The sequence below is a fragment of the Alkalihalobacillus trypoxylicola genome (assembly GCF_001590785.1).
GTDB lineage: Bacteria > Bacillota > Bacilli > Bacillales > Bacillaceae_D > Alkalihalobacillus > Alkalihalobacillus trypoxylicola.
In genome coordinates this window covers 117,320-130,166 of the sequence record NZ_LTAO01000038.1, presented here as the reverse complement: position 1 = coordinate 130,166, position 12,847 = coordinate 117,320, and the positions used below count along the sequence as shown (strand labels likewise).

The window sequence follows — 12,847 nt, the reverse complement described above, 5'->3', positions numbered from 1 at the left end:
TTCTCTTTATCACAGTAACAAAAGTAACTAATAATAGGTTTGTTGCTCGCACTTAACATGCCGAATCATGGTTAAAGTCGATTAAAAATACTCCTTACATTATGTATTTTCATAAAATAAGGAGTTTTAAATTCCTTTTAACTTAGCTTATTATAACGACTTATGAGAGGCTTTTCAAGATGAATCCCTTTTCAATCTTGCTGAAATTCTTGTTCTTCTTCTAAGTCCTCCTCTCCTGCTAATTTGGTTTGACAATAAGATAAAAGTAATTCTGTTAATTTTAATTGGTCATGCTTTACAGGAGATGGCTGCTTCGTTAATTTTTCTTTCCATGTTGAAAAATTTCTCTTATCAATGAATTCAACTTTTGTTCCTTGAATTTTATTATCAATTAAACTATTTGGAGAGAGAACCATTTTTCGAATTGGAACATTCGTTTTCCCTTCCTCCAAACAAATTTGTCGTATCACCTTTTCCATTCTAGTTAGTGATAGTAATGGGCTTAATCTTTTCTCTCTTTTTTTATTAATATATTCGATCCAAAACCGTTCAGAGCTTGCTTCAAATACACTTAACTCTTGGCCAGGCAATACCGTGATACATAATACCTCTGAGGGGCTTATAAGAACAATGTCCAATTGTAATTCAGCATTTTTAATATAAACAATAGGTTCAAAGAACAAAAAGTAATTTTCTGGAACTGTTACACAAAAAAAATATAACCACTCATTTTTTAGATAATGCTCATCTAAATTAGATTTTTCTCCTAAGGATGAGCTCGCCCACATTACTTGTGATTCAAAAATGGTTTGTAAAAATTCATTTCTTAAATCCGCTAATGTCTTTTGTGTTCTTTCGTCGCTTTCTAATTCGTAGAGGTCATCCGCTTTTACTATACGTTTCATTATTTTATTTTTTAAAGTTTGCCAAATAGTAAGCGCATTTGTTTCTTCTTCAAAAAAATCATCATCATCTATGGATATTCCCTGTGTTTGTTCCCATTGTTTTTTTAAGTAATACCAGCGTTCCTTTTTAAATCGAGTAAATTGACTTGGATAATGATTCAAGTCAAGAGCGTATCTTGAAACATAATCGGACAACTTAACTAAGTGTGCCAAATAGCCTTCCTCCTCCTAAACAATCTATCAAACTATATATGAACGTCGTTTCATTACTAGAATAGCTAATTCAATCCATTTCATCATTCCTATCTTATAATGAAAACCGAACCATTTAGTTTTTTGATTTTCACTTTAGGTAGATGCTTTCCCAAGGGCTTGTTCTCAGCTAACTCTGACTACGCAGAGCTTCGCCAGAGTGAAACGGCGCTTATCCTTTGGGAGTCCCTACCTACCGTTACAATCAACAAGTGAATTCGATAACAGTCAAGACATTTTCATAATGAATGGTCGGTTTCATTCACTTATAGAGCAATGATGAAATTCACTCATTTATTAAAAAATGGCCTATTAAGTACGAGACACATCAATCATTCTCTCTTATATCGGCACTTATTCTAAAATTTACTTAGTACTTTATTCGTTAAAACTCCTCCTAGAAGGCCTTTTGATATCTATTTCCTTCTTATGCTACAATAATGACATTGACTAGAAGGAAGTGAAAAAGATGAAAGTTGTAGGTAATATTGCTGAACTTATTGGCGATACCCCACTTGTAAAATTGAATAGGTTACCGAAAGCTTCAGGTGCTGATGTGTATTTAAAAATGGAAATGCAAAACCCTAGTGGTAGCGTAAAAGACCGTGCTGCCTTTTATATGATTATAGAAGCTGAGGAAAAGGGTCTGTTAAAGCCAGGTTACACGATTATCGAACCAACCTCAGGGAATACAGGGATTGGACTAGCTATGAATGCAGCGGCTAGAGGCTACAAAGCTATCATTGTTATGCCTGACACAATGTCACAGGAAAGAATTAATATTCTCAAAGCTTATGGAGCTGAAGTGGTCCTAACGGATGGAAGCAAAAAAATGCCTGGTGCTATTAATAAGGCACATGAATTGCATAAGCAAATAGAAAACAGCTTTTTACCGATGCAATTTGAGAACGATGCTAATCCAAATGCTCATAGAAAAACAACAGCACTTGAAATAAAATCAGCTATGGAAACCATTGGTAAGCCGTTAACCGCATTTGTTGCTGCCTCTGGAACTGGCGGAACGATTACAGGTACAGGTGAGGTTTTAAAAAGTTACTATCCGAACTGTCAAATTCACGTGGTCGAACCGGCAGGCTCTCCTGTATTATCTGGTGGAAAACCAGGACCACATAAATTAGTTGGCACTAGTCCTGGATTTATTCCTCCTATTTTAAATCAAGAGGTTTACGACCATATTGTCAAAATAGAGGATCATGATGCGTATGAAACGAGTAGACAGCTGGCAAAGAAAGAAGGAATTCTTGTTGGTCCTTCATCAGGCGCTGCCTGTTTCGCTGCGTTAAATGTAGCAAAAGATTTACCATCAGATACAGTTGTCATTGCTATAGCATGCGATACTGGAGAACGGTATTTGTCGACTGATTTATTTGACTTTGAGCATAGCGAAAAACGATAAAAATCCTTTAATTGTAACTGTTTAGACTAAAGAAGGTATTCCATTTACTTATTTCTTTGTTAAAGAACTTGTCAAGATTTTTGTCTTTTTTAAGAAAATGGTGTACTATATATTTTACGGGGATAAATAAATCAAAGCGATTTCGAATGCTTCATTTTATGAAACGCTAGGGTGCTTTGCTTTTAATCTTCATTTAAGCTATTATGTAATTAAAGATCCCCTGTCACTAATTTCCGGTCAATTAGTCAGAAGTTTGCATGAAGTAGCACTTTGCTACATACACATTTTGTAATACTTAGACTTAATTTTGAAAGAAGGAGTGATTGTTTGAATACTTCAACTGATCGTATGCTGACTCGTATTAAGTCCATCTACCTCTATATTAAACAAAGGGGGACCGTCACGACGAATGAATTAGTTGAAGAGTTCGGGATTACACAACGGACGATCCAACGAGATTTGAACGTTCTAGAATATAATAAGCTTGTTGAGAGTCCTGCAAGAGGGAAATGGAGCGTCACTAAAAAGAAGATACGTATTTCATAACTATATTTTTTCTTAAACCCAGTGAATAATTTGATTACTGGGCTTATTTTCTTCCCTCTACTAAATAAATAAAAATGATGAAGCCAATCAACCACCTTTCATTAACAGGTCGATTGGCTTCTTTTATTAGTTCTGTGTTTGGCGTTCGTTCAATGATTTTAACTCATCATTCGTTAACTCTCGATATTCACCAGCTTTTAAGGCTTTATCTAAATGCATAACACTAATTTTTACTCGTTTTAATTGCAGCACATACTTTCCAACAGCTTGAAACATTCTTTTCACTTGATGATATTTTCCTTCTGTAATGGTTAATTCAATAAAAGACTCAGGACCTGATTCGATGACCGTTAAATGGGCTGGCTTTGTCTTATATCCGTCTTCTAAAGTTACTCCATTTGCAAATATTTGCACATCTCTCTCAGTAACTTCCCCCTTAATTTTAGCCTGATAGCATTTATCCACATGCTTTTTAGGTGACATTAAAGAGTGAGAAAATGCCCCATCATTTGTCAGTAACAATAAACCCTCTGTATCCTTATCTAAACGACCTACTGGAAAAGGTTGAAATATTCTCTCCTCGTCATTTAATAGATCTAACACCGTTCGATGCTTTTCATCCTCAGTAGCACATATAACACCTTTAGGTTTATTCATCATGATATAGATATTTTTTTTATATTGTAGTAGCTTGCCGTTTATTCTTACTTGGTCGACTACAGGATCGAGCTTTAATGAACCATCTTTAACAACTTGGTCATTTAAAGTAACGATTTTACTTTTTAATAGCTGTTTTACTTCCTTTCTAGAACCATAACCCATGTTCGCCAATAATTTATCTAGTCTCAAAACTATTGCTCCTCCTTCAGCTTATGTAATATCTTCTTTGCAAATGACCCATGCTCGTTGTTGTAATGAGCTTTCATAACTCCAACTAATACTTGACTTAAGACACTTTCATACAATTCAGAAGGTAATTCTTCTTGTTTCCATTTTTCTTCAAGACTGATAATCGCTTTTAGTGCCATCTCGGTTCCGATTTGATTAGATTTTAAGACTTGCTTCTCATCTGCCATGACGATTTTGATGCTTTGAAAATAGTGAACCAATTTTTCCTTTTGCGACCATTCATCCTTAGGGAGGGCCAATGTTAGGCGCTTTTGTTTCGTTGCTTCTAAAGCATGCCCAACTACTTTACAAGGAATGATCCATTTTTTTGACCATTTTTGAACATCACTCTTCATAAGCGCCGTTGCAAAATGATATATATTCACCTCGGAGTTTAAAGTAGCCTCAAACTTTTTAAAAAAATCTCGATAGCTTTGACTAGGAATACAAAGTAAGATATTCTTTATCTGATAAAACGAATGTTCATTTAACTGTTTTACAAAAGGAAACTTCTGAATTAACTTTGCAATCGTTTGATCGTTTCTTCCGTAAAGATAGACAGGAACGGAAGGGTTCCAAAAGGTTAGTAAAGCATGGGCTAATTTCCCCGAGCCAACCATAACATTCATTACATTTTTCCCTCCTCATAAAGAAAGAGCTGATAATCTAAGAGATTAGCAACCCTTACTCCATTTCATCTGATTCAAACATGTAATGCTTCGTTCTCATACTGACATTCATAACAATTCCTATCGCAATCATATTCGTAATCAGTGCACTACCACCATAACTTATAAACGGTAAAGCTAATCCTGTAATAGGCATAACTCCAATAGTCATCGCTATATTTTGGAAAATCTGAAATACTAAAAGACCAATAACAGCAGTTACTAAATAAGTTCCATATAAATTATTACAAGTTAAGGCAATAATAATCATTCGATAAAAAATTAAGAAATAAATCACTAAAAGCAATGTCGCTCCTACAAAACCAAATTCTTCACCTATTACAGTAAAAATAAAGTCCGTATGAATCTCAGGTATAGTATCGCTCTGCGTTTGTACACCCTGCAAATAACCGGTTCCATATAATTGACCAGAACCTATTCCCTTTAGTGCTTCAACTAATTGATAGCCTTCTTTTGTAGAATTTCCATAAGGATCAAGCCAGCCATAAAATCGTTCAAGCTGATGACCTTTAATAAATATAGTAAAAATGTCAAAGTGATTATTAAATAACCATACCAAACCGGCAATTCCAGCAACAACGCATGCTGCTAAAAAGAGAATAATTCTCCAGGCAATACCGGAAACTAATATAATCGTTATAATTACACTTGCAATCACTAGTGCCGTTCCTAAATCAGGCTGTTGCAGTATAAGAAAAAATGGTGGTAATCCTACTGCTAAAATTTTCAAAAGGATAATGCAGTCTGATTTTAAGTCATAAGACCTTCTTTTAACTGTAATGGTGTAAAGAAGGTGGGCAAGAGCTAGTATAATAAAAATTTTCATAAACTCCGATGGCTGCGGAGTTGCAAAATAAAGATTTAACCATCTTGTTGCTCCATTATGATGCACTCCCAGTGGACTAAAGGAAACTAATAGTAGCAAAACCATTCCTATTAAATATAAGGGAATAGAAAAATTTTTAAATAAATCATAATCTAATACCATCATGGCAGCCATGACACCAAAGCCAATTATATAAAATACAACCTGCCTTTTCAAAAAAAAGGTTGGGTCGTTTGGAAAATATTGACCAGCGGCACTATGTATGGCTAACAAGCTAAAACACATAAGGACAAACAACAAAAATATTAACGTATAATCGATTTGTTGCATGTTTGATTTATGTTCTTTCATTTTCTCCTCCAAACAACCACAAACTAATTTAGGCAGGAACCTGTTCGTTAGGTTCCTCTTTCATCCGTTGTTGTCTAATATTATTTCGTGCAATATTAGCTAATATCGCTAATGAAACTAACGTAACCAATAACGAGGATCCCCCATTACTTAAAAGAGGCAAAGTGATTCCTGTTATCGGTAAGAGCCCCGTTACAGCTCCGACATTAAAGACTATTTGTATAGCCAATTGAAAGGTAATCCCGAAGGCTAATAAGCTTCCAAATGGTGATTTACAGCGAGAACCAATCGTTACTCCGCGAAATATAATCAAAATATAACAGGCAAAAACAAAAATAATGCCGAAAATACCTAATTCTTCCCCGATAATCGCTAAAATAAAATCCGTATGTGCCTCTGGTAGGTAGAGAAGCTTTTGAACACTCTGTCCAAGTCCAGTTCCTGATACTCCACCATGAGCAAAGGCGATATAAGACTGTGTTAATTGTAAGCCTTGCCCCCCCATATCAGCAAAAGGATCCGTATAAGAAATCAGTCGTCTTAAGCGATAGGACTCAGAAAAAGCATAGGCTGTAACAACCCCTCCCCCTACAACGACTAAACCAGCCAAATGAATAAATCTTGCTCCAGAAAAAAAAGCTAACAGCATCGCAACCATCATAATCGAAGTCGCTGTACCTAAATCTGGTTGCAGCATGATGAGTGAGAAAATCACTCCTACTAAAACTAGTGGAGGTAATACTCCTCGAACAAATTGGTTTATGTATGCTTGTTTTGATGTATATACTTGAGCTAGATAAATAATAACAGCTATCTTCACTAATTCAGATGGCTGTATAGTGAGTGGCCCTAATGATAGCCACCTTTCAGCCCCATTTATTTCTTCTCCAAAGCCAGGTACTTTTATTAATATTAATAATAGAATAGAAATCAAAATAAATAGTGGTGATAGTTTTTGAAGAAAACGGTATTGGAAGTGCATGACGATAAAAAAAGCAATCGTCGCTAGAGCAAACCATGCAAACTGTCTTTTAATAAAATGATAAGGGTCGCCATCAAATAATGCATATGAACGTACATAACTCGCACTAAATACCATAAGTAGACCAAAAATCGTTAAAATAAATATGGTAATGATTAAAATCCAATCATTATCTTTTTTTAAAGAATATTTCATATAAACCCCCAGATTATCTGATACTCCTACAAGACTTGTAACCGTCTCTAAGCCCCTTAAACAACTATGATAAGGGGCATAGGGGTGAATGAACGTAGTTTATATTTTTATGAGCATAAAACGAGCTTTGTTCAAATACAATCGGTTGCTTTCATTATAGCAAAGGATTTAATAATTCAAAAGTGCTTTTCATTCCCTTTTGTAATTAGTCAACTTTTGATTTCCCTTATAGAATACGCGTTTTTTTAAGCAACCCGATATTTTACACTATTTTTCTTCTTTATTCTTGATTTTTTTTCTTATATTTTAAGACAGTAAAACGATTCCCTAAAATTTTACCAGCTAAATGAGAACGGACAGCCAAATAGAAATAGATGATGACTCCTACTAGAACTCCAACAATCATGACAATGAAACTATTGAATCTACTTTCAAGCGGTAGTACGGTTTGTAGACCTTCATTCACTAACCACACACCTATTAACATGATGATAGAAAATATAGACATCAATAATAGCCTTTTCACAATAAAACCATAGCGGAAGTTCGCATAATGTCCAATACCCCAAACGTTAATCGCGATCGCTATTCCAAATCCTAAATAACTGGAAATAATCGCTCCATATTCCCCAAACGTAATAATAAACCAATAATTGGTTAGCATTTTTATCATTAGTCCTACGATTAAAGCAAGTACCGCTGTTTTTTGTCGGTTCATTCCTTGCAGAATCGCCGATGTTACAGCAAATATGGAGAATAATATTGTGATAGGTCCGTAAATACTTAAAATAGCCCCACCTAACACCTCATGATCAAATCCATATAAAGAAATATAAATACTATCACCTAAAACGAACATACCAATAGCCGCAGGTATAGAAATAAATAAGATAATTTGATAGGTTTGAGTAATTTGCTTTTGTAGAGTTTCATGATCTCGGTTCGTAAATGACCTCGTTATCGTAGGTACTAGCGTAATAGATAAAGCGGTCGCTAATGCCATTGGAATGAGGACAACTTTATGTACGGTACCTGTTAAAATCCCAAAAAAAGCATCCGTATTAGGAGAATTAATAGCATTTAAACCTGCTTCAACAGAGAATAAATCAATAAATTGGAACAAAGGAATAGCTAATCCTACAAAAGAAAGCGGTAATGCATAGATGATAATCTCTTTATACATTTCTTTTAAAGAAATATCATGTCGAACCTTACTTCTCTCTACTTGTTCCAAAATGCCCCTTCGTCTCTTTAACCAATAGTAGATCAGAACGGCTAATCCACCGATTGCTCCTATAAAGGCACCTAAGGTAGCAAATCCAACAGCTAGTACCAAATTATTGGAGCCGACATTCATAATAAGAAAGGCAGCTGCTAGAATAAAACATATACGAACGATTTGTTCAATAACCTGTGAGACACTGGTTGGTCCCATCGACTGAAACCCTTGAAAATATCCTCTTATAATTGCCATCAAAGGAACTACTAGTAAAGCTACACTCACCATACGAATTGTAAAAACGATATCTTCCAATGAATAAACACCTTTACCAGCCTTTGATTCCGGTGAAATATAAGGAGCCATCACAGGTGCAAGTAGAAATAATAATAAGAAAGCAACCAAACCTGAGGCCGTCATTAATAGCAGTCCAGACCGAAACAAACGATAGCCTGTATGATAATCTTCTAAAGCCTGATACTTTGAGACAAACTTAGAAACAGCTAAAGGGATTCCTGCCGTTGCCAAACTGAGCATAACCGTATATGGAATATATCCAAACTGATATAATTTAATTCCTGTAGCACCAACTAAATGACTAAATGGAATAATATATAGAAACCCTAATATTTTTGAAAGCAGTGTTGCTGCTGTGAGTATAAATGTACCTCTTAATAATTTTGAATCCCCCATCATCTTCCTCCTACTGTTCTCGCTTACTCTTCAAAACTTATCCCTCTATTACTTTAACGTAGTAAGTTCGATGACGAGGTCCATCAAATTCACAAAAATAGACTCCCTGCCAAGTCCCTAATAACAAGCGACCATCCTTAATAATAATCGTTTGAGAGCTCCCGACAGTACTTGCTTTTAAATGAGAAGCCGAATTGCCTTCCATATGTCGATATTGATTATGTAACCAAGGATATACTTCGTCCCAGCGCATGAGCATATCATGCTTAACATCAGGGTCAGCATTCTCATTAATCGTAATCCCCGCCGTTGTATGAGGACAATAAACGATGGCCATACCATCTTTCACTCGACTTTGCTGTATATATTTATCAATACTTTTTGTAATATCAACCATTTGATCTCTCTCACGCGTTTGAAGTGATTCTTTTGTTAACATAAATAATTCCCTCCGATTTCCTTCCACTTTACGGTTATATACTATCATTGACTATACTACTCAAAATAGGACTTTTCAATTATCGACTAGTAATAATTAAATAATAAATAAAAAATACTATCTTATTTGATAAGATAGCATAGGTTTTGATAAGTATAGGTATAAAGTATCTATTTTCGCGAGTCCATCATGTAATAAGAGGAAACGAGGTGGTTCCTCTCATAAAAAAGTCACAATTTATCATCTATTTGTGTCTCAGGTTGGCGAAAGGCTACCCAAGATGTTTTCCATGCTGAATAGGTTCCAATGGCAGCTGATCCATAAAAAAAGCCCATAAAAATTCCTGCTGCTAAATCATGACGATGACTAATCAAAATAGAAATTCCATAGCCTAAGAAATTGGCAAACGTCGGCACCCAAATATCCTTCGGCTTTACGATTAACTTAAAAACCATAGTCAATACGATGATTAACGGTACGGCTATAACAGCATCCCATATATTGGTTTGCACATCAGGAAACATTGAAAAGCCTCCTTTTCATTTATTTAGTTATTTAAACGCTATTCTATTTTTCCTCTAACTACCTTTGTTTAATTAAGAATATTAATCCCCATTTCATTTTCAATCTATACAGAAAGAAAACTTATCGAAGACGAAAAGCACGAGCGAATGACTTTTCCCCCGGATACGCATGTTTATAATCCTTATCGCCATTCGTTAAATCAGAATAAGTATAGGTTACATAGGTTCTCAAGCTTCACTTTCGAAAATTTGAATAATAACTTCAAAGGAGTGAATTTCATCATTGCTCTATAAGTGAATGAAACCATACTTTTATTATAAAATATGTCTTGAATGTTTATGAATCATCTCGTTGATTGAAACGGTAGGTAGTGACTCCCAAAGGAACAGCGCAGTCTGAAGATCCACTCTGGCGAAGCTCTGCGTAGTCAGAGTTAGCTGAAGACAAGCCCTTGGGAAAGCATCTACCTTAAGTGAAAATCAAAAACCTAATCGTTCGGTTTTCATTCTAAGATTTGAATAATAAATTTGATTCAATTAGTAAAAAATGGGATAATTATGAAATAGAATAACTAATAAATATAAGAAAAGGTGATGATCATTAACATAAAAGACGTTAATTTCAAAAAGGTTGCTAAGCTATTAGTGTTAATCGTTTATTTAGTGGTCGTCATCATCCCATATTATAATACTTATTTTTTATTGGCCCCCTTGTATTTCTACCTTACTCCTTTTTTAATGATTACGATTTATTTAATAAAGAACAACAAGTATAGATTGATCATGATTATTTTTTCTATACCTCTATTTGCTATTATAATATTTCAGGTTTTATTTATTATATGGCTGTCATTTTTCTTTTTAATAGATTAATACTCCAAATGGAAAAGTTTGGTGTGATTCATATTTATATCAACAAAGTCAATAATAGTTCAGTTTCCAACAGCACCTCTATCTCGTTGTTGTCACCCAATAAAAATTCTGGCCTTTATAGTTGCTAGTTAACGAAAACGCTCATTCAACATTTGACCATGGATAATCACCATTTTTATCCCCCACCTACTATTTCCCTCTCCTAAACTCTCTTTTACTTTTTCCTTTCTTCATTATCATTTTTCGTACATTCTATAAAGTGAACTTATCAAGAAAAAAACTACCTAAATAAAATGAATACTAATTAAAAAAACTTAGTAAGCTAGAATCATTTAAGGTAAACTAGACAAAGAAAATAAGATTTGTCGTAAAAAAGGATGATCAGTCATGTATGATGTTTTAGTTATTGGAGGAGGTCCATCAGGTTTAATGGCCTCTGTTTCGGCAGCCCAACATGGAGCAAAAGTTTTACTCATTGATAAGGGTGATAAATTGGGCCGGAAATTAGCGATTTCAGGTGGTGGACGGTGTAATGTTACAAATCGAATGGAAAGAAAAACGTTAATAGAACACATCCCAGGAAATGGTAAATTTATGCATAGTCCTTTTTCCGTTTTTGATAACGAGGATATTATTTCATTCTTCGAATCACTCGGAATCGCTTTAAAGGAAGAAGACCACGGAAGAATGTTTCCGATTACGGATAAAGCAAAAACAGTCGTAGAGGCTTTATTAAATAAAGTTCGTACACTTGGAGTTGAAATTAGAACCAATACAACCGTAAAGGATATCTCTTTCGAAAATGGTTCTGTTAAAGAAGTGCTATTAAATAACAATAAGTCGATTCCTACTAAAAAAATCATCATCGCAACAGGAGGCAAGTCTGTTCCTCATACTGGAAGTACAGGTGACGCATACCCGTGGGCGAAAAAAGCAGGGCATACGATAACCGAGTTATATCCGACGGAGGTTCCGATTACTTCCAATGAACCGTTTATCAAGGAAAAGTTACTTCAAGGTCTTTCTCTAAGAGCTATCAAGCTTTCGGTTATCAATCCAAAGGGAAAAACGATTATTAGTCATGAAGGCGATTTGCTCTTTACTCATTTTGGAATTTCTGGCCCTGCCGCATTAAGATGTAGTCAATTTGTCGTTAAAGCATTAAAGAAATTTAAAACCAATCAAGTAGAAATGAGTATCGATTTATTTCCTCATCAACATAAAGAAGAGCTATTTCAAGATATTCTCCATATTGTAAAAGAAAACCCAAAAAAATCTTTTAGAAATGGGATAAAGGCTTATCTACCTGACCGAATATTAGATTACATGTTTACACGCTTATCTTTTGAGCCATCAATTGCGGCGAATCAAGTTCCACATGAACAAATCCGAAATCTTATATCTTGTTTTAAAGATTTTACTTTTACTGTCAATGGAACATTATCAATCGAAAAAGCCTTTGTGACCGGTGGTGGAGTTTCCGTCAAAGAAGTTGAACCAAAATCTATGCATTCAAGAAAACAAAACGGCTTATACTTCTGCGGTGAAGTACTCGATATTCATGGTTATACAGGTGGCTATAATATTACATGTGCCTTTTCAACAGGCTATTCAGCAGGAAAGGCTGCCGCAGAAAGCTTAAATAACCACTAGCCCTTTTTGAGAAGAAGGAGTTAAGGCTTAAAGAATCAAGGAATTGTATACTTCTTGATTCTTTTTATTATGATTAAATTGGCTTAATCACGTACTCTACTGCGAACACTCCCGTTTCCAGTGAATAGAGCTTCTCCTTTGACTGTTTTAATGCTGATGCTGTCATTTCAGGCTAAATGAGAGCTTCTTTTGACCAGTTTCTTGGTTCACCGCCTTTTTCGGGTGAATAGTGCTTCTCCTTTTGACCGCTTTTCTTAATCGAGAGGGGCTGGGACAAAACTCTCCTCTAAGTAAAAAGAAAGCCGTTAAAAGTTCCATGGAACTTTTAGCGGCTTTCTTAAATTTAGGGATCAAAAATAAGGACCACTTCTGATAAAATAAAGTCACCACAACCC

General features: G+C 35.0%; 11 protein-coding genes. 3 read left to right on the top strand and 8 right to left on the bottom strand.

The annotated features are described in order from the left end of the window. Positions 1 to 191: 191 nt before the first annotated feature. Positions 192 to 1,118 (bottom strand): NERD domain-containing protein, encoded by a 927-nt coding sequence (locus AZF04_RS18950; protein ID WP_061950121.1) that lies wholly within the window; start codon positions 1,116 to 1,118, stop codon positions 192 to 194. 508 nt (positions 1,119 to 1,626) lie between these two features. Here AZF04_RS18950 and cysK point away from each other — a divergent pair. Further along, positions 1,627 to 2,574, top strand: coding sequence for a cysteine synthase A (gene cysK, locus AZF04_RS18945; RefSeq protein ID WP_061950120.1), 948 nt, complete (start codon positions 1,627 to 1,629; stop codon positions 2,572 to 2,574). A 327-nt stretch (positions 2,575 to 2,901) separates the two neighbouring features. Continuing rightward, entirely contained in the window at positions 2,902 to 3,120 is a 219-nt protein-coding gene (locus AZF04_RS18940; RefSeq protein ID WP_144202909.1) for a DeoR family transcriptional regulator, read from the top strand. A gap of 126 nt (positions 3,121 to 3,246) precedes the next feature. Here the strand turns inward: AZF04_RS18940 and AZF04_RS18935 are convergent, their stop codons facing one another. The 7 genes from AZF04_RS18935 to AZF04_RS18905 form a co-directional block, all read right to left on the bottom strand. Next, positions 3,247 to 3,969 (bottom strand): pseudouridine synthase, encoded by a 723-nt coding sequence (locus AZF04_RS18935; RefSeq protein ID WP_061950119.1) that lies wholly within the window; start codon positions 3,967 to 3,969, stop codon positions 3,247 to 3,249. Between the two features lie 2 nt (positions 3,970 to 3,971). Next, positions 3,972 to 4,637 (bottom strand): hypothetical protein, encoded by a 666-nt coding sequence (locus tag AZF04_RS18930; RefSeq protein ID WP_061950118.1) that lies wholly within the window; start codon positions 4,635 to 4,637, stop codon positions 3,972 to 3,974. A 55-nt stretch (positions 4,638 to 4,692) separates the two neighbouring features. Then, positions 4,693 to 5,874, bottom strand: a complete 1,182-nt coding sequence (gene rodA / locus AZF04_RS18925) for a rod shape-determining protein RodA (RefSeq protein ID WP_061950117.1) — start codon at positions 5,872 to 5,874, stop codon at positions 4,693 to 4,695. Between the two features lie 28 nt (positions 5,875 to 5,902). After that, positions 5,903 to 7,051, bottom strand: coding sequence for a putative lipid II flippase FtsW (gene ftsW, locus AZF04_RS18920; RefSeq protein WP_061950116.1), 1,149 nt, complete (start codon positions 7,049 to 7,051; stop codon positions 5,903 to 5,905). A 280-nt stretch (positions 7,052 to 7,331) separates the two neighbouring features. Then, on the bottom strand, positions 7,332 to 8,963 hold the full coding sequence (locus AZF04_RS18915; protein WP_061950115.1) for a putative polysaccharide biosynthesis protein: 1,632 nt from the start codon (positions 8,961 to 8,963) through the stop codon (positions 7,332 to 7,334). A gap of 37 nt (positions 8,964 to 9,000) precedes the next feature. Next, entirely contained in the window at positions 9,001 to 9,402 is a 402-nt protein-coding gene (locus AZF04_RS18910; RefSeq protein WP_061950114.1) for a secondary thiamine-phosphate synthase enzyme YjbQ, read from the bottom strand. 230 nt (positions 9,403 to 9,632) lie between these two features. Continuing rightward, positions 9,633 to 9,926: a hypothetical protein gene (locus AZF04_RS18905; protein ID WP_061950113.1), complete on the bottom strand. Its 294-nt coding sequence runs from the start codon at positions 9,924 to 9,926 to the stop codon at positions 9,633 to 9,635. A 1,260-nt stretch (positions 9,927 to 11,186) separates the two neighbouring features. Here AZF04_RS18905 and AZF04_RS18900 point away from each other — a divergent pair. Then, a complete protein-coding gene (locus tag AZF04_RS18900) occupies positions 11,187 to 12,452 on the top strand; it encodes a BaiN/RdsA family NAD(P)/FAD-dependent oxidoreductase (RefSeq protein ID WP_061950112.1) in 1,266 nt (421 codons plus the stop codon). Positions 12,453 to 12,847: the final 395 nt, after the last annotated feature.

What these genes read in the sequence shown, in the direction of transcription:
- cysK (WP_061950120.1), top strand. Translation starts at nt 1,627, where the DNA reads ATGAAAGTTGTAGGTAATATTGCTGAACTTATTGGCGATACCCCACTT.
- AZF04_RS18930 (WP_061950118.1), bottom strand. Translation starts at nt 4,637, where the DNA reads ATGAATGTTATGGTTGGCTCGGGGAAATTAGCCCATGCTTTACTAACC.
- rodA (WP_061950117.1), bottom strand. Translation starts at nt 5,874, where the DNA reads ATGAAAGAACATAAATCAAACATGCAACAAATCGATTATACGTTAATA.
- ftsW (WP_061950116.1), bottom strand. Translation starts at nt 7,051, where the DNA reads ATGAAATATTCTTTAAAAAAAGATAATGATTGGATTTTAATCATTACC.
- AZF04_RS18915 (WP_061950115.1), bottom strand. Translation starts at nt 8,963, where the DNA reads ATGGGGGATTCAAAATTATTAAGAGGTACATTTATACTCACAGCAGCA.
- AZF04_RS18910 (WP_061950114.1), bottom strand. Translation starts at nt 9,402, where the DNA reads ATGTTAACAAAAGAATCACTTCAAACGCGTGAGAGAGATCAAATGGTT.
- AZF04_RS18905 (WP_061950113.1), bottom strand. Translation starts at nt 9,926, where the DNA reads ATGTTTCCTGATGTGCAAACCAATATATGGGATGCTGTTATAGCCGTA.
- AZF04_RS18900 (WP_061950112.1), top strand. Translation starts at nt 11,187, where the DNA reads ATGTATGATGTTTTAGTTATTGGAGGAGGTCCATCAGGTTTAATGGCC.